This is a genomic window from Bartonella sp. B1099 (genome assembly GCF_944801835.1).
In the GTDB taxonomy this organism is placed as follows: Bacteria; Pseudomonadota; Alphaproteobacteria; order Rhizobiales; family Rhizobiaceae; genus Bartonella.
On sequence record NZ_CALYLN010000003.1, the window covers coordinates 122,547 to 139,014 of the forward strand.

Consider the following 16,468-nt stretch of genomic DNA (forward strand, 5'->3'; position numbering starts at 1 on the left):
TTTTAAGTTTACGATGAATAGGAAATGATATGAGTATTCTACAATCTGTCCATAATAGCTTTGTGCCAATTCATAAAGAAGGCTATCCTTTTATTGTAGCATTTTTTGTTATTTCGCTCATTCTTGGTTGGATATGGAGTCCGTTATTTTGGTGTGGTCTTGTTCTCACTGTGTGGTGTATATATTTTTTCCGTGATCCAGATCGTGTGATCCCTTTAAATTCAAATTGGGTTCTGTCGCCTGCAGATGGGCGTATTTCATTTGTAGAATCATGTGTTCCACCTGAAGAATTAGGCTTAGGGAAAGATGAAATGGTTCGTATTTCCATTTTTATGGACGTCTTTTCATGCCATATCAACCGTATTCCTATCAGTGGTACAGTAGAGTCTATTGTTTATCATCCAGGTCGCTTTACCAATGCGGAGTTTGATAAGGCTAGTCAGTTTAATGAACGGAATGGGGTGGTCATTGAGAGCAAGCATGGTAAAATTGCTATTGTACAAATAGCGGGGATGTTTGCTCGTAGGATTGTTTGTTGGTCAAAAGAAAATGATGCTGTTATCACGGGAGAGCGATTTGGGTTGATTCGTTTTGGTTCTCGCCTTGATATTTATATACCAACTGAAATGAAATTGCGTGTTGCCGTTGGACAGACAGCCATTGCTGGAGAGACAATTTTAGGGTCTTTTGATGATAAGAGTGCTACAACGGATTTCAGATACGATTAGGACCACACAATGAAAAATTTTTCGCCATTTTCTTCATTCAATCCTGAGGGGCAACATGATGATATTGCAAATCGGCGACGTTCATCGACATCAATGCGCTATGTTATTCCCAATATCATTACTATTTTGGCAATTTGCGCAGGGATGAGCAGCATTCGTTTGGCTTTTGAGAATCGCTATGAGGCTGCTATTTTAATGGTGCTTTTGGCTGCAGTTCTAGATGGTGCTGATGGTCGCATTGCGCGTTTAATAGATGGGAGTTCATCTTTCGGGGCACAGATGGACTCTCTTGCTGATATTGTCAATTTTGGTGTTACCCCTGCGCTTATTGTTTATTCATTTATTTTGAATCAAGCACACCACATTGGTTGGGTTGCAGCTCTTGTTTATTGTGTTGCTTGTTGTTTGCGATTAGCACGTTTTAATGTGATGTTGGATAATGCTGATATCCCACAATGGCAGAAAAGTTATTTTGTTGGTGTTCCTGCACCTGCAGGAGCATTACTCCTTTTATTACCTACCTATTTAGGTGCTCTTGGTTTGGTCCCCAATTGGGGGTGGGCATTGTTTTTTAGTCTTTATACAGTCATTATCGCTTTTCTTTTGATTAGTCGTTTACCAGTGTGGAATGCAAAGACAATTGATCAAAACTTGAGGCGTGATATCGTTATACCCTGCATGTTGGTCATTGTTATTTATGTCGGTTTTCTTGCGACTTACACATGGAAAACTTTATTGATCACAGCTGTTAGCTATATGATTTTTCTCCCCTGTAGTTTTATCGCTTATAATAAACGCGCTGCTTTAGAAGAGAAAAAGGCTGATGCTAAAAAGGCTATCCAAGAATCATAAACTGCTTCATTCTTCTGTTGAGAAGTGCAGGAAAGAGAGAGATTGGTCTATTTACATTTCAGATGATGATCAATGAGGGGCATAATAATCCACAAACCGATTTTCACGGACATTAAAGAGTTTTCCAGTTTCCTTTAAATCAGGTGAGAGCAAATGGACTATTTTTTTTGCAACCTCTTGTGGTGAGGGGAGCGTTTCTGGATCTTCACCAGGCATAGCTTCAGCGCGCATAGCTGTACGTGTGGCTCCAGGATTGACACAATTAATCTTAATAGGAGTTTGTTTGAGTTCTTCTGCCCAACAACGAGCAATCATTTCTAAAGCCGCTTTAGAGGCTGCATAAGCCCCCCAGAAAGAGCGAGCAACATGCGCAACGCTTGAGGATAACAAGACAGCTCGTCCAGCATCAGATTCACGTAATAAGGGCTCAACAGCTTTTATTAAGCGCCATTGGCTGAAAAGATTTATTTGAAAGACATCTTCAAAGACCGTATTTTCTATATGCGCTATTGGTGAGAGTGTTCCAAGGATTCCTGCATTCGCAACGATAATATCGAGTTTTTCCCAGCGATTGGCAATTGAGAGTGCAAGAGCATCGATGTTTTCCATATGATGTAAATCGAGCGGAACGAGGGTAGCAAGAGCCCCTTTTTCTCGGATTTGATTGTCCAATTCAGTCAGTCCGTTGACTGTTCGTGCAAGAGCAATAATATGAGCGCCGCGTGCAGCAAGCTCGAGAGCTAAATAATAGCCAATTCCTCTTGATGCACCCGTAACAAGTGCGACACGCCCATGGAGACTAAAGTCACGTTTTGTCATCATTAATCTCTTGTTTTAAGGACAGATGATTGATGAATTTTGGAGAGGTTTTCTTGATCAATCAGATGTGTAGGATAATATCCAGTAAAATAATGGTCAGTAAATTGTGGATCGGCATTATTTCGTTTTTCTCCTGCTACAGCAAGATACAATCCGTCCGTTGAAAGAAATTCTAAAGAGTCTGCTCCAATAAAATTGCACATAGATTTTAAATCTGGATATTGATTCGCTAAAAGGTTTTCGGCTTTGGGTGTATCAATGCCATAAAAGTCAGGATAGAAAATCATAGGACTAGAGACGCGCATATGAACTTCCTTTGCTCCTGCATCGCGAAGCATTCGCACAATTTTAAGGGATGTTGTTCCCCGTACAATAGAGTCATCAACCAGAATAACACGTTTTCCTTCAATCACAGGACGGTTTGCCGAATGTTTTAACTTGACGCCAAAAGCGCGAATTTGCTGTGTTGGTTCGATAAAAGTACGACCAACGTAGTGATTACGAATAATACCAAGCTCGAAGGGAATTCCAATTTCTTGTGCATAGCCAATTGCAGCAGGTGTTCCACCATCAGGAACAGGAACCACAACATCCCCCTTACAAGGGGCTTCCTGTGCTAAACGGATTCCCATATTTTTGCGTGTTGTATAAACACTCCGCCCTCCAACGATTGAGTCTGGACGGGCAAAATAAACATATTCAAATAAGCAAAGTTTTTCTGGTTTTGCATTTTCTGGTTTTATAATTTTTTTCGTAATTTCTCCATTTTTTTGTATTTCACATATGATAATTTCTCCATTTTTAACATCGCGGATATATTTGGCCCCAATAATATCAAGGGCGCAAGTTTCAGAACAAAAGATAGGCTTACCATCAAGTTCTCCCATCACAAGAGGTCTAATTCCTGTTGGATCGCGTGCTGCAATAAGCTTTGTACGTGTGAGCGCTAACATAGCATATCCGCCTTCTACTTGCCGAATCGCATCAACAAAACGATCAGAGGACGATTCATAACGTGAGCGGGCAATAAGATGGAGAAAAACCTCTGAATCTGACGTTGATTGACAGATAGCACCAGAAGCAATGAGTTCACGGCGCAATGTAAGACCATTGGTAAGATTACCATTATGTGCAATAGCAATACCTCCAACTTTCAATTCAGCAAAAAGGGGTTGAACATTGCGTAATGCCACTTCTCCAGTTGTTGAATAACGGGTATGTCCAATAGCGCGATTTCCTGGTAAGCGCGCAAGTGTTGCGGGGTTTGTATAGTGATCACCAACAAGACCTAAATGCTTTTCTTGATGAAATATTTTATTATGATAAGAAACAATACCAGCTGCTTCTTGTCCACGATGCTGGAGTGCGTGGAGTCCAAGAGCGGTTAATGTCGCTGCATCTTCATGCCCAAGAATGCCAAAAACCCCGCATTCTTCATGAAGGGTATCATCATCTAATGAAAATTTTTGAAAAGAAATATCGCTTTTTATCATCATATTCTTTCAGTTGTGATAGAGAGGAATCATCCATATCACATTTTACATCATTGAGTTCTCTTTTCTTATGAAAAGCTATTCTCCATTTTTGAGAAGCGTTTTTTCATGAGGGAGTTGTTTATTCGTATGTTTATCGCTATCTTTAAACAACTTTTCTGCCTTTTCGAGAACAGATCCAAGATCTTTTGGGAGTATTCCCCAAACTTTTTGTCCCAGTGAATCCAAAATAGGCCTTGTTTTGGCATTTTTTAACCAGTCTGCTTGGTGCTCGGGTTTAATAAGTGCATTAATCAGCAACATACCAATGACCATAATCAGTAAACCGCGAAGTGCTCCAAAAATAAAACCAATAGCGCGATCAAGGATACCAATTCGACTATCAATAATAAAATCGGAGATTTTCATTGTAATAATTGAAGTAATAATGAGAACAATAATAAAAATTGTGACCAATGTTGTGATCAATGCAATCATTTTATTAGAGAGATATTGTTCAAAAAAAGGTAAAACAGGTTTGAATAAAAACAGTGTCGTAACAGCTGCGATTGCCCAAGAAATCAACGATAACACTTCACGTGAAAATCCTCGAAGCATAGCAAGAAAAGCGGACAACAGGATGATGACTACGACAATTCCATCAAGGATTGTTATGATCATTTGTTTGTTCCTTATACATAAAGTTTTGTTCTTTAAATCTGTGTGCAAATATATTTTTGTTAGGTCATTTTTTATTCTTATAGCAAGGATATTTTGTATTTTATAGCGTTTTTTCTATATTATCCTGCCTGTGGTGTAGACCATTTTTTACTTGCGGTAAGAGTGGCAACAAGTTCGGGAAGGTCGGAGAAAGTTTTTTGTTGAAAATGGAGTGACTTCATCATTTCCGTTGTTGTCGTGGGATGAAATGCCCCCTGAAAGCCGAGTTTTTTTGCTTCATTGATGCGTTGTGCTGAATGTGCAACAGCGCGAATAGCTCCTGAGAGACTGACTTCACCAAAATATACATAATCCGTTAGCAAAGGGATATTGGCAAGAGAAGAGACCAAAGCAGCGGCTACAGCTAAATCAGCAGCAGGTTCTGATATACGATATCCACCTGCTACGTTCAGATAGACATCATGCTGTCCAAAACGAATGCCACAATGGGCTTCTAAAACGGCGAGAATCATAGAAAGACGATTTCCATCCCATCCGACAACTGCACGTCTTGGTGTTCCAAGAGAAGAAGGAGCAACAAGGGCTTGAATTTCAACCAATATCGGGCGTGTTCCCTCCATACCGGCGAAAACAGCAGCACCTGGTGCTTTTTCATTACGTTCTCCTAAAAACAATTCGGATGGATTTATTACTTCGCGTAATCCCTTATCAGACATTTCAAAAACACCAATTTCATCTGTTGGTCCGAAGCGATTTTTTACAGTTCTAAGAATGCGATAATGATGTCCTCCTTCACCCTCAAAATAGAGAACACCATCAACCATGTGTTCCACAACCCGAGGACCAGCAATTTGCCCATCTTTTGTCACATGCCCCACAAGAACAACAGCGGCTCCTGTTTTTTTGGCAAAGCGGATCATTGCCTGAGCACCAATACGGACTTGTGTGACAGTGCCGGGGGCTGAATCTGCTGTATCTGACCATAGGGTTTGAATCGAATCGATAATCACCATATCAAGGTTTTTATGCTCGCTTAAGGTTGCAAGAATATCTTCAACATTGGTTTCAGCAGCAAGTTTCACCTCTGTATTATGAGCGCCAAGCCTTTGCGCACGCAAACAAATTTGCGCAATAGCCTCTTCACCTGAGACATAGATAACATTATGCCCTTTGCGGGATAAAGCAGCAGCTGTTTGTGTGAGTAATGTTGATTTTCCAATACCTGGATCACCACCAACAAGGAGTGCTGATCCACGAACAAAGCCCCCACCGGTAACACGATCAAGTTCAGCAATACCAGAGTGAATACGCGGAGCATCTTGGATATTTCCAGAAAGAGATGTAAGGGCGATGATGCGTCCTTTACGTGTACTCTGCTTAGGAGCACTTCCTATGCCGCCATTTACATTTTCTTCAACAAGAGAATTCCATTCTCCACAGGCGCTACATTTTCCCGCCCAACGAGAATGGACGGTTCCACAATTTTGACAGATAAATTGAATACGGCTGCGTACCATGGTGATTTAACCGATTTGTTCTGGAAGATAATTGCTATCTGCCAGATCACTAAAGCGTGTGAAATCAGATTGAAAGGCAAGGGACACGATTCCTGTCGGGCCATGACGTTGTTTTGCAATAATAACATCAGCTTTTCCAAAAGCTTTGTCCATTATTTCTAGCCATTTTGTATGTTCAAGGCTCCCTAATTTTGGTTCTTCATTTTTGAGATAATATTCTTCACGATAGACAAATAGAACGATGTCGGCATCTTGCTCAATTGAGCCAGATTCGCGTAAATCGGAGAGTTGTGGACGTTTATCTGTTCTGTTTTCGACTTGGCGTGAAAGCTGCGACAGAGCGATAATAGGGATATTCAACTCTTTGGCTAAAGCCTTGAGACCCGTCGTAATTTCTGTAATCTCTTGAACACGATTTTCTGATGAACGTTTTGAGCTACTTGTCATGAGTTGGATATAATCGATAATTAAAATATCCAGACCATGTTGTCGCTTGAGACGTCGTGCACGAGCTGCCAGTTGCGTAATTGATATTCCCCCAGTTTGATCAATATAAAGGGGAGCCTTTTGGAGTTGCTTCACCGCACGAATGATTTTTGAAAATTGTTCATCTGAAATATTACCCCGTCGAATATCAGAAGAAGAGACTTCTGTTTGTTCAGAAATAATACGTGTTGCAAGCTGCTCTGAGGACATTTCAAGGGAGAAGAATCCTACAATGCCGCCTTCATTTTCTTCGGTATTACCATTCTGATTATAAGCATTGGCAATATTAAAGGCAATATTGGTTGCCAGAGATGTTTTCCCCATACCAGGGCGTCCCGCAAGAATAATTAAGTCAGAGGCTTGTAACCCCCCCATTTTTTCATCAAGTGTTTTAATATGGGTAGCTATCCCCGATAATTGTGAAGAGCGCTGTTTCGCTGCACTTGCCATATCGAGTGCTTTTTTGACAGCTTCATTAAAATTTTCAAATCCGCCTCCATATTTCCCTTTTTCTGCGAGCTCAAATAACTGATTTTCAACAGTTTCAATTTGTTGGGTAGGTGTAAGCTCTACAGGAGCATCAAAAGCTGTATTGACAACTTGAGTCCCAAGGTTAATCAAAGAACGACGGATAAAAAGGTCGTAAATAACGCGTCCATAATCTTCAGCGTTAATAATGGTGATGGCCTCTTTGGCTAAGCGAACAACATACTGGTATACAGTAAGGTCTCCAATTTTCTCTTCCATTTGGATATAGGGTTTGATCGTAACCGGATCTACACGTTTGCCTGTTTTAATAAGATGAGATAAAACAGCATAAATCTTTTGATGCAACGGTTCAAAAAAATGTTCTGGTTTTAGAAAATCCGAAACGCGGTCGAGAGAATCATTATTGATAAAGATGGCACCAAGTAATGCTTGTTCAGCTTCAATATTATGTGGAAGTTGCCGAAAAGAAGGAGAATCTTCTTTTTTCGAAGAGCTGATATTAACAACGCTAGTTTCTTCCATAAACTTTTCCCATTAAAACTCCAAGTCTAGCGACTTTAGGCGATAAACTGAAAATCGTACATTAAAAGAATAGAGCTACAAAGCTTCATTTTAAGTTAAAATCATATAATTTTTAAAAACTCTCTTCTAATGGTTCATTTATCATTCGTGTATTATTAATATAGCATCTATTTGGTATGTTTTATTTTTATAATATGTGATTTTTAAGTGGAAGTTTTGGTACTCTGAATTTAAGTATTTTGAAGTTATGTGATCTTAAAATTCTAATACTGGTGTAAGTGAAATGACTTCTTTATAAATGGAATTACTGTAGATCACGCGACGATATCATTAACTTACCGCTCATGCAAAATTCACTCTTAAGGGTAGAGCTTTAAATTATTTTTTATGCTGGAGAAACAAAAGCATTTCTCTTTATTGCTGTTATCATTTCTGATATAGAATGTGCTTATATAACATACTTCTAATTCTTCATAAAAATTAGTTCCTTACATATGATAGTCATAAAATACTCAATTTTAAAGCATGAGTATTTTATGACCAATCTTTTAAATAGAAGAAAAGATATAAAACAGAAAGCAAAAGGAGCAATTAAGCTTCTTGATGAGAACTGTTGATAGCGTTGTTATTAATTTCTTCTACCAACAATTCTTCCTGATTTTCTTCTAATATTTCTTCTTGAATATCATATATTTCTTCAGAAGAAGTAAGCGTTTCACCTTCTGCTTGGCGTTGTGCTTCACTGGTAGAGCGTGCAACGTTAATAACCACAGAAATTTGAACTTCAGGATGGAGGCTAAGAGTAATCGTATGAAGACCGATCATTTTTATTGGATGATTAAGTTCAATTTGATTTCGCCCAATAGAGAATCCTTCACTTGTTATGATTTCAGCAATATCACGCGTTGACACAGATCCATAAAGTTGTCCTGTTTCACCAGCAGAACGAACAGCAATAAATGATTGACCATCAAGTTTTTCAGCAATTTTTTGCGCTTCGCTTTTGCGTTCAAGATTACGTGCTTCAAGTTGCGCGCGTTGGATCTCAAAATGTTTTTTATTCGCTTCATTTGCGCGTAAAGCTTTACCTTGAGGCAAAAGAAAATTACGTGCATAACCATCTTTCACTGAGACAATATCACCCATCTGACCAAGACGAGGAATGCGCTCAAGTAGAATAATATCCATAGTTTTTCCTTTCGAACAAATAAATTTAGGGAAGTTTTTTGTGTGATTGAAAGTTATATTGAATAGCAGCCCAAATGCCCATCAAAAGCATCATGAAAGAAATAGGTGGGAAAAAAACAACAGTTAAAATAGCAATATAAACAAAAGAAAGTATAATAACCCGACCGTTGACTCCTTTTGTAATATTATGAAGATAGGCTAGACCACTAATTGATATGATGACAGTATAAGCAGAGCTAAAAATGCGCGTCCCTAAATTAATAGAATCACTCAATTCAGCCATTGAGGCGATGGAAACAGCGATGAAAATAATAATTCCAGAAATTGGAAGGCGAAGAGTTTTGCTCCAATCATCTCGAGGTCTTTTCAGCCACTTCATATATTGGGCTGTTATCATTGAAAAATAAAGATTACCAATGAGAAAAATCAAACTATAAACTGCCAGAGCGATTGCTGCTAAAGTTGCGGCATGTGCCATTAAAAATTCACTAACATTCAGTATATTAGCTTCTTTTAATGACTGCACTTGTTGTAAAGCTTGTATGATGTTTTCAATGATTTTTTTTGCAATGAGAGGAGTGTCTGGACGATTTTTTATATAAAGTCCAATGCAGGTAACTATAAGAGCAATAAAGTTGGTTAAATGAAAAATAACGGATGATAATGGATACCATATCAATGCGTTTTCTTTTTGCGCTGGTCGTGCCAATCCGAGAAGCCAAGAGGCATAAACAGCAGGAAGAAAAGATAATAGCATAAGCCCAAGAGCAATATAAATATCCGTGGCTATGACAAGAATAACAGTCGCACTGATTAAGGCAACGAAGCTGGCAAATGTTCCTTGACCGAACGCAACAATAAAAATTGGCAATGAAAGAAAGCAGCCAAGAAGAAGAGAAAAAGAGGGAGCGATATTGGCAACACTGATGATAGCCATTCCTATCACAACAGTGAACAATCCGGCCAAAACGCCAGTTAATATCTCATAAGTGCGATTTTTTTTCATTTATTGCTGTCCTGCTTTCTGCAGTTAGAGGCATATCAATACCCCAACTTCTATATTTAATAGCTTAACATAGGCTTCAATAAGCTATTTTTCTAAACCATACAATCAAAGGCAACTGGAGAGTTCCTCCAATTGCTTAAGTGTCTTGATCATTTATTTTACAACGTATGGAAGTAAGCCTAAAAAGCGAGCGCGTTTGATAGCATTAGCTAATTCACGCTGTTTTTTCTGACTAACAGCCGTAATACGTGAAGGAACAATTTTTCCACGTTCAGAAATATAACGTTGTAACAATTTGATATCTTTATAATCAATTTTAGGCGCATTAGCTCCTGAAAAAGGACATGTTTTACGACGACGATGAAAAGGGCGACGTGCAGAGTTTTGATTCGTATCAGTCATCATTCTACCTCTTCCATAGCATTCTCACGTTGACGACGTGGGGAACGAGAGCGCTCTTCATCCTGACCAGGGTGCGTATTGCGATCAAGGTGTGAAAGCATCGCAGATTTTTCTTTTTCGTGTTTTTCTACACGAATGGTCATATAGCGCAAAATATCTTCATTGATTCGCATCTGACGCTCCATTTCAGCAATTGCTGCAGCGGGTGCATCAATATTGACCAAGACATAATAAGCCTTACGGTTTTTACGAATACGATAAGCAAGAGGACGAAGTCCCCAATTTTCTACACGCCCAACCTTTCCACCGTACGTTTCAATGACACCTTTGTAAAGGCTCAAAAGTTCATCAACTTGCTGCGGTGCAATGTCCTGTCGGGCAAGAAACATATGTTCATAAAGAGCCATTGTTTTGCCTTTCTTCAATTAAATCTCACCGGTTTTAGCGCAAAGCCTCTGCGACTTGTCTTTTTGGAAAACCCCAAAGAAGAAAGGACGCGTTTACAATTTGAGACATCTCAGAGCGGAGACACGGGAGGCCGGAAACATTGTATTTCCTACTGATATTTTACAGCCCTCCGTTCAACCTCCAGCTAAATGCCGGCAACGAACATTTCATATCTACAGGTTATCCTTTAAAATAGCAAGCTTATACACATAAAAAAATGGATTTATTAAATCTTGATATATTTTCAGTATATTTCCTCCTTCTATAAAGAGATAGTGCTGTAACATACAGATAAAGGAGAGAAAAATGGACTTTTTAAACCAGATTGATGTTACGCTCTTTAAGATGTTTGTCGGCAACCATCAGTCTTGGTCAATTTTAGTTTTGTTGAGTATTTTTTGTGCAAAGTTTTTAATTTACATTATACCTCTTCATCTTTGTATGCTGTGGTTTTGTGGTGGGGAAAGGGAACGATGTGTTGTGCTAAGCATTTGCGTGAGCATTTGTACGGCTCTTTTTATAGGTTATCTTATTTCTCTCATTTATTTTCATCCACGTCCATTCGTTGTAGGGTTGACGACACCGCTGATTAAACATCGTGCAACAGCTTCTTTCCCTAGTAATCATGCCTTGACCATTGCAGCTTATACAGCAAGCTTTTATTTTTACCGATACAAAGGTACTTTTAAATTTGCTATGGTGTTTTTATGCTTGATCTGTTGGGCACGCATCTTTGTGGGGGTACATTATCCCTTTGATATTTTAGCAGGTACAATCTTAGGAAGTCTCATAAGTTTGGGAATTATTCAGTTTATAGCTCCATATTTTCCTAAGTTTTTATATCAAATTCCACCCTTAAGATATAATTTGAAGAGAGATATTCGTTCTAAATAAAGCACTTTATCTTGACTTTTTGTGGATGAATAAGGTCAAAAGAAAATAAGTTAATGGCACAATTTTAGGAGTCGATGAATGGGTGCATCTTTTATTTTTCCAGGGCAAGGGAGTCAACTCGTGGGGATGGGGAAGGCGCTTGCAGAGCAATTTTGTGCGGCGCGAATGGTTTTTGAGGAAGTTGATGATGCTTTGGGTGAGAAATTATCAGAGATCATTTTTGAAGGACCAGCAGATATTTTAACGTTAACAGCTAATGCACAACCAGCATTAATGGCTGTATCCATGGCTATCATTCGTGTGATGGAACAATTAGGGCTTCGTATAGAAGAAAAGGTAAAGTTTGTTGCCGGTCATTCTTTAGGCGAATATTCAGCTCTTTGTGCTGCTGGTACATTCAGTCTTACAGATACGGCAAGGCTTTTGCGCATTCGTGGTAATGCCATGCAGGCTGCTGTTCCAGTTGGTGAAGGCGCTATGGCAGCACTTATCGGTTTGGAAGAGCACGTTGTGGAAGAAATTTGTGAAACTGTTTCTGGAGAAGGACTATGCCAGATTGCCAATGATAATGGTGGTGGGCAAATTGTTATTTCAGGTGAAGCAAAAGCCGTTGAAACAGCGGTAGAGATTGCATCAACAAAAGGTGCAAAACGTGCGCTTCTTCTTCCTGTTTCTGCACCTTTTCATTCGTCTTTAATGCAGTCTGCTGCGGATACCATGAAGAAAGCACTTTTGACTGTTAACAAAGTGGCTCCTATTATTCCTTTGATTGCCAATGTTTCTGTTGCACCAGAAAGTGATCCTGAACGTATTGCTACTCTTCTTGTCCAACAAGTAACAGGCAGGGTGCGGTGGCGTGAAACAATAGAATGGATCAGTTCTCATGGGGTTGATACGCTTTTTGAAGTTGGTTCTGGAAAAGTATTAACAGGTTTAACGCGTCGTATTAACAAGGATATAAAGGGGATAACAATTGGAACAGTTGATGAAATAGAATCAGCGCTAGGAATGCTTGGCGTTTAATCTATGAAGGAGTTTAAAAAAATGTTTAGATTAACAGGACGTAAAGCTCTTGTAACAGGGGCATCAGGAGGAATTGGTGAGGCAATAGCACGTTGTTTCCATGCAAGGGGAGCCATTGTTGGACTTCATGGAACACGTGAAGACAAGCTTAAAGAATTGGCAGCAGAATTAGGACAGAATGTTTTTGTGTTCCCTGCTAATCTTTCTGAACGTCAGTCGATTAAACAATTGGCTGAAGTTACAGAAAAAGAAATGGAGGGCGTTGATATTTTGGTTAACAATGCGGGAATCACTCGGGATGGTCTTTTTGTGCGTATGCAAGATAAAGACTGGGATGATGTCTTAGAGGTTAACCTAACAGCTGCTTCTCTTTTGACACGTGAATTAATACATTCTATGATGCGTCGTCGTTATGGAAGGATTATTAATATTACATCTGTTGTTGGTGTTGTTGGAAATCCTGGACAAACGAATTATTGTGCTGCAAAAGCAGGCTTGATAGGTTTTTCTAAAGCATTGGCACAAGAAATTGCGTCACGAAACATTACGGTCAATTGTATTGCTCCAGGATTTATTAAATCTGCCATGACAGATAAGCTTAATGAAAAGCAAAAAGAAGCCATTATGGCTGCGATTCCAATGAAGCGTATGGGGAGCGGGCAAGAAATAGCCACAGCTGCTGTTTATCTAGCGAGTGATGAAGCAGCCTACATGACAGGTCAAACACTGCATATTAATGGTGGAATGGCAATGATTTAAGTATTTTCTTGTATTCCACATTGATTTATAAGCTGTATTATTTTAGATAGTAACGATTGAAATGGAAAGATGCACTTATTTCTTTAACATGGTCGTTGATCAATTGATGTCGGAATGTCAGATTGGTTCATTTTGTAGGGGATATCCACAGGATGTTTTAGATCATTGCTAAAATCTTTTAAAGGAATGCATCTATTGCTTGATTAGATGAGCCGATATAGTTAACCAAATTATTAGGAAAATATAAATTCGAGGATTTCAACATGAGTGATACAGTAGAGCGCGTTAAGAAAATTATAGTGGAACATCTTGGGGTTAATGCTGATAAAGTCGTAGAAAATGCGAGCTTTATTGATGATCTAGGGGCTGATAGCCTTGATACGGTTGAGCTCGTTATGGCTTTTGAAGAAGAATTTGGTGTAGAAATTCCAGATGAAGCTGCTGAAACGATTTTCACAGTTGGTGATGCCGTCAAGTTCATTGATAAAGCTTCTGCATGATGATTTAAAGGGCAAAGGCATTATTGCTTTTGCCTGTATTCTTCGGAGTTTTTTTGAAAAGAGAGCTTTGAGAGCTAAAGTTTAGTTCAAGGTTAGAAGTTATGAGACGTGTTGTTGTTACTGGTTTAGGATTGGTATCTCCACTGGCTGGTAATATTGAATATAGTTGGAAACGACTTCTTGAAGGGAGAAGTGGTGTTCGGCGTATTACTGAATTTGATGTGTCCGATTTACCCTGCCAGATTGCAGCGCGTATCCCCTTAGGTGATGGAACAGAGGGGACCTATAATGCTGATTTATATATGGAACCTAAAGAGCAACGGAAGGTTGATGCATTTATTGTTTATGCAATGGCTGCTGCTAACCAAGCGCTTACAGATGCTGAATGGTTTCCTAAGAGTGATGAAGATCAGATTTGTACAGGGGTATTAATTGGTTCGGGGATTGGAGGGATTGAGGGCATTGTTGAAGCTGGTTATACGCTTCGTGATAAAGGTCCGCGCCGTGTTTCTCCTTTTTTTATTCCGGGTCGTTTGATTAATCTTGCTTCTGGTTATGTGTCTATTCAATATGGTTTACGGGGACCTAATCATTCGGTTGTGACAGCTTGTTCGACAGGGGCTCATGCGATCGGTGATGCGGCACGTTTGATTATGTTTGGTGATGCAGATGTCATGGTGGCAGGGGGAACGGAATCTCCGATAAATCGTATATCTCTTGCGGGCTTTTCTGCTTGTAGAGCTCTTTCTACTTGTCGCAATGATGATCCTGAACGGGCCTCACGTCCGTATGATGCTGATCGTGATGGTTTTGTAATGGGGGAGGGAGCGGCGATTGTTGTTTTAGAAGAGCTAGAACATGCTAAAAGGCGAGGAGCGCGTATTTATGCTGAAGTTATCGGCTATGGTTTATCGGGTGACGCTTACCACATTACAGCGCCTTCAGAAAGTGGTGAAGGGGCTCAGCGGAGTATGATGGCCGCTCTTAAGCGAGCACAAGTGAATGTGAGTGAACTTGATTATATTAACGCTCATGGGACATCAACAATGGCTGATTCCATAGAGCTAGCAGCTGTTGAACGTGTTTTAGGACATTATGCACCACAAGTTTCTATGTCATCAACAAAATCTTCTATCGGGCATTTACTTGGTGCAGCTGGTGCTGCTGAGGCTATTTTTTGTGTTTTAGCTATACGAGATAATATAGCGCCAGCGACACTTAATCTTGACAATCCATCGATTGAAACAAAAATCGATCTTGTCCCGCATAAACCACGTGAACGAAAGATTGATACGATTCTTTCTAATTCTTTTGGATTTGGTGGGACAAATGCATCATTGGTGATGCGACGTTTTAGGGGATAATAAGTATTTTTATTTAATTTCTGCTTTTGAATTTTCACCTTTATCATAAGGTGTACGAGAAGTTACAATATTGTCCTTAATCGCTATTGAGGGGTTATGTCCAGTGTGAAAAATCGAACATCATTAAAGGGCATGAACGATTCCTCTTCGAATCATTGAGCAAATAGTTGTGGCATGTTAACACATAAAAAACAAAAGAAATCGTCTACCGTCCGTAATCCTTTGGTTATTCTTGGTCATTTTTTTCTCATGCTGATTGTGTTTATTCTTTTCGGCATAAGTATTCCTCTTTATATTGGAAAAAGTATTTTTGAAGAAAAGGGAAAAATTGAGGAAGAACAAGTTCTTCTTATCCATCCGGGAACAGGAATTCGTGAAATTGCTTCATTGCTAGAAAAACGTGGTTTCATTCGATCATCAGATATTTTTGTTTATGGGGTTGGTTATCATAAAAACACAAGTCACCTAAAGGCTGGTGAATATTTAATTCCAGCCCATGCTTCAATGCACGATATTATGGATATTCTTGTGAAAGGAAAATCCATTGAATATACATTTACAGTACCAGAAGGTTTAACGGTTCAGCAAGTTTTCGATCGATTAGCAGCAAATGAAATTTTGATTGGGGACCTTCCAAAAGTTTTGCCTCCAGAGGGTTATTTGATGACGGATACTGTCCGCTTTATTCGGGGGACAACGCGTCAAGAAATTATAAACAGATTGCGCGAAGGACAGAAAAAATTAATTCATGCGATATGGGCTACGCGTTCTCCTGATTTACCTATTAAATCAATTGATGAGTTTGTCATATTGGCTTCAATTGTTGAGAAAGAAACCGGAGTTGCAGCAGAGAGACCAATGGTTGCTGCGGTATTTTATAACCGCCTTGCAAAGCACATGCGTCTTCAATCGGATCCAACGGTCATTTATGGTCTCTTTGGAGGAAAAGGAAAGCCATCGGGTCGTGCAATTTACCGTTCAGATCTTGAGAAGGAAACACTATATAATACTTATAAAATTAATGGTTTGCCTCCAACCGCTATTGCAAATCCAGGTCGCGATTCATTGAAGGCGGTGGCACATCCACCAAGCAGTGATGCGCTTTATTTTGTTGCTGATGGTTCAGGAGGACACGTTTTTTCTAGAACCTTAGAGGAACATAATATGAATGTTCGCAAGTGGCGGGAATTAAAGGCAAGACATTGATTTATAATGATACCACATCTTTTTACATCGTAAATAAGAGCCCAAAATAGAGTAAGATTTTTCTATTTAAACTTTTGATGAGAATGATAAAAAATTATTTTCTTGTATGTGAC

The 16,468-nt window shown here is 39.3% G+C and carries 16 protein-coding genes and 1 pseudogene; 8 read left to right on the plus strand and 9 right to left on the minus strand.

From position 1 onward, the window contains the following. The first annotated feature begins 29 nt into the window (after nucleotides 1-29). Nucleotides 30-728 carry a phosphatidylserine decarboxylase gene (locus NNJ73_RS09120; RefSeq protein WP_254493787.1) on the plus strand — a complete coding sequence of 233 codons (699 nt, stop codon included), beginning with the start codon at nucleotides 30-32 and terminating at the stop codon, nucleotides 726-728. A gap of 9 nt (nucleotides 729-737) precedes the next feature. Continuing rightward, nucleotides 738-1,580 (plus strand): CDP-diacylglycerol--serine O-phosphatidyltransferase, encoded by an 843-nt coding sequence (gene pssA, locus NNJ73_RS09125; protein WP_254493788.1) that lies wholly within the window; start codon nucleotides 738-740, stop codon nucleotides 1,578-1,580. 69 nt (nucleotides 1,581-1,649) lie between these two features. On the opposite strand, the gene NNJ73_RS09130 is transcribed toward pssA, so the two are convergent. From NNJ73_RS09130 to rpsF, 9 genes are all read right to left on the minus strand, one after another. Next, nucleotides 1,650-2,399, minus strand: a complete 750-nt coding sequence (locus tag NNJ73_RS09130; RefSeq protein WP_254493828.1) for an SDR family NAD(P)-dependent oxidoreductase — start codon at nucleotides 2,397-2,399, stop codon at nucleotides 1,650-1,652. Nucleotides 2,400-2,401: 2 nt separating this feature from the next. Beyond that, entirely contained in the window at nucleotides 2,402-3,895 is a 1,494-nt protein-coding gene (gene purF / locus NNJ73_RS09135; protein ID WP_254493789.1) for an amidophosphoribosyltransferase, read from the minus strand. A 75-nt stretch (nucleotides 3,896-3,970) separates the two neighbouring features. After that, complete coding sequence (locus NNJ73_RS09140) at nucleotides 3,971-4,552, minus strand: CvpA family protein (RefSeq protein WP_254493790.1); 582 nt, start codon at nucleotides 4,550-4,552, stop codon at nucleotides 3,971-3,973. A gap of 119 nt (nucleotides 4,553-4,671) precedes the next feature. Then, a complete protein-coding gene (radA, locus tag NNJ73_RS09145) occupies nucleotides 4,672-6,069 on the minus strand; it encodes a DNA repair protein RadA (protein WP_254493791.1) in 1,398 nt (465 codons plus the stop codon). 6 nt (nucleotides 6,070-6,075) lie between these two features. After that, nucleotides 6,076-7,566, minus strand: coding sequence for a replicative DNA helicase (locus NNJ73_RS09150; protein WP_254493792.1), 1,491 nt, complete (start codon nucleotides 7,564-7,566; stop codon nucleotides 6,076-6,078). Between the two features lie 591 nt (nucleotides 7,567-8,157). Then, a complete protein-coding gene (rplI, locus tag NNJ73_RS09155; protein WP_254493793.1) occupies nucleotides 8,158-8,754 on the minus strand; it encodes a 50S ribosomal protein L9 in 597 nt (198 codons plus the stop codon). A gap of 25 nt (nucleotides 8,755-8,779) precedes the next feature. After that, nucleotides 8,780-9,760, minus strand: coding sequence for a hypothetical protein (locus NNJ73_RS09160; protein ID WP_254493794.1), 981 nt, complete (start codon nucleotides 9,758-9,760; stop codon nucleotides 8,780-8,782). Between the two features lie 153 nt (nucleotides 9,761-9,913). Further along, entirely contained in the window at nucleotides 9,914-10,162 is a 249-nt protein-coding gene (gene rpsR, locus NNJ73_RS09165) for a 30S ribosomal protein S18 (protein ID WP_254493829.1), read from the minus strand. Continuing rightward, nucleotides 10,162-10,569, minus strand: coding sequence for a 30S ribosomal protein S6 (gene rpsF, locus NNJ73_RS09170; RefSeq protein ID WP_254493795.1), 408 nt, complete (start codon nucleotides 10,567-10,569; stop codon nucleotides 10,162-10,164). Before rpsF ends, rpsR begins: the two co-directional genes overlap by 1 nt. A 346-nt stretch (nucleotides 10,570-10,915) precedes the next feature. On the opposite strand from rpsF, the gene NNJ73_RS09175 reads away from it, so the two are divergent. The 6 genes and pseudogenes from NNJ73_RS09175 to mltG all read left to right on the plus strand — a co-directional run bounded on the left by NNJ73_RS09175 (nucleotide 10,916) and on the right by mltG (nucleotide 16,355). Continuing rightward, nucleotides 10,916-11,503, plus strand: a complete 588-nt coding sequence (locus NNJ73_RS09175; protein ID WP_254493796.1) for an undecaprenyl-diphosphatase — start codon at nucleotides 10,916-10,918, stop codon at nucleotides 11,501-11,503. Between the two features lie 78 nt (nucleotides 11,504-11,581). Further along, entirely contained in the window at nucleotides 11,582-12,526 is a 945-nt protein-coding gene (fabD, locus tag NNJ73_RS09180) for an ACP S-malonyltransferase (protein WP_254493797.1), read from the plus strand. A 21-nt stretch (nucleotides 12,527-12,547) separates the two neighbouring features. Beyond that, a complete protein-coding gene (gene fabG, locus NNJ73_RS09185) occupies nucleotides 12,548-13,285 on the plus strand; it encodes a 3-oxoacyl-[acyl-carrier-protein] reductase (protein WP_254493798.1) in 738 nt (245 codons plus the stop codon). A gap of 263 nt (nucleotides 13,286-13,548) precedes the next feature. Beyond that, nucleotides 13,549-13,785, plus strand: coding sequence for an acyl carrier protein (locus NNJ73_RS09190; RefSeq protein ID WP_004860281.1), 237 nt, complete (start codon nucleotides 13,549-13,551; stop codon nucleotides 13,783-13,785). Nucleotides 13,786-13,886: 101 nt separating this feature from the next. Further along, the gene (gene fabF, locus NNJ73_RS09195; protein WP_254493799.1) at nucleotides 13,887-15,149 is read left to right on the plus strand and encodes a beta-ketoacyl-ACP synthase II; all 1,263 of its coding nucleotides are present in this window, start codon (nucleotides 13,887-13,889) and stop codon (nucleotides 15,147-15,149) included. Nucleotides 15,150-15,245: 96 nt separating this feature from the next. Then, nucleotides 15,246-16,355: pseudogene (mltG, locus tag NNJ73_RS09200) on the plus strand (endolytic transglycosylase MltG). Nucleotides 16,356-16,468 lie beyond the last annotated feature (113 nt).

Bases quoted from the DNA above. Each gene is read 5' to 3' on its own strand.
- fabD (WP_254493797.1), top strand. From the start codon at position 11,582: ATGGGTGCATCTTTTATTTTTCCAGGGCAAGGGAGTCAACTCGTGGGG.
- NNJ73_RS09160 (WP_254493794.1), bottom strand. From the start codon at position 9,760: ATGAAAAAAAATCGCACTTATGAGATATTAACTGGCGTTTTGGCCGGA.
- purF (WP_254493789.1), bottom strand. From the start codon at position 3,895: ATGATGATAAAAAGCGATATTTCTTTTCAAAAATTTTCATTAGATGAT.
- rpsR (WP_254493829.1), bottom strand. From the start codon at position 10,162: ATGACTGATACGAATCAAAACTCTGCACGTCGCCCTTTTCATCGTCGT.
- radA (WP_254493791.1), bottom strand. From the start codon at position 6,069: ATGGTACGCAGCCGTATTCAATTTATCTGTCAAAATTGTGGAACCGTC.
- rplI (WP_254493793.1), bottom strand. From the start codon at position 8,754: ATGGATATTATTCTACTTGAGCGCATTCCTCGTCTTGGTCAGATGGGT.
- NNJ73_RS09190 (WP_004860281.1), top strand. From the start codon at position 13,549: ATGAGTGATACAGTAGAGCGCGTTAAGAAAATTATAGTGGAACATCTT.
- rpsF (WP_254493795.1), bottom strand. From the start codon at position 10,569: ATGGCTCTTTATGAACATATGTTTCTTGCCCGACAGGACATTGCACCG.
- fabG (WP_254493798.1), top strand. From the start codon at position 12,548: ATGTTTAGATTAACAGGACGTAAAGCTCTTGTAACAGGGGCATCAGGA.
- NNJ73_RS09175 (WP_254493796.1), top strand. From the start codon at position 10,916: ATGGACTTTTTAAACCAGATTGATGTTACGCTCTTTAAGATGTTTGTC.
- NNJ73_RS09150 (WP_254493792.1), bottom strand. From the start codon at position 7,566: ATGGAAGAAACTAGCGTTGTTAATATCAGCTCTTCGAAAAAAGAAGAT.
- NNJ73_RS09120 (WP_254493787.1), top strand. From the start codon at position 30: ATGAGTATTCTACAATCTGTCCATAATAGCTTTGTGCCAATTCATAAA.
- NNJ73_RS09130 (WP_254493828.1), bottom strand. From the start codon at position 2,399: ATGACAAAACGTGACTTTAGTCTCCATGGGCGTGTCGCACTTGTTACG.
- pssA (WP_254493788.1), top strand. From the start codon at position 738: ATGAAAAATTTTTCGCCATTTTCTTCATTCAATCCTGAGGGGCAACAT.
- fabF (WP_254493799.1), top strand. From the start codon at position 13,887: ATGAGACGTGTTGTTGTTACTGGTTTAGGATTGGTATCTCCACTGGCT.
- NNJ73_RS09140 (WP_254493790.1), bottom strand. From the start codon at position 4,552: ATGATCATAACAATCCTTGATGGAATTGTCGTAGTCATCATCCTGTTG.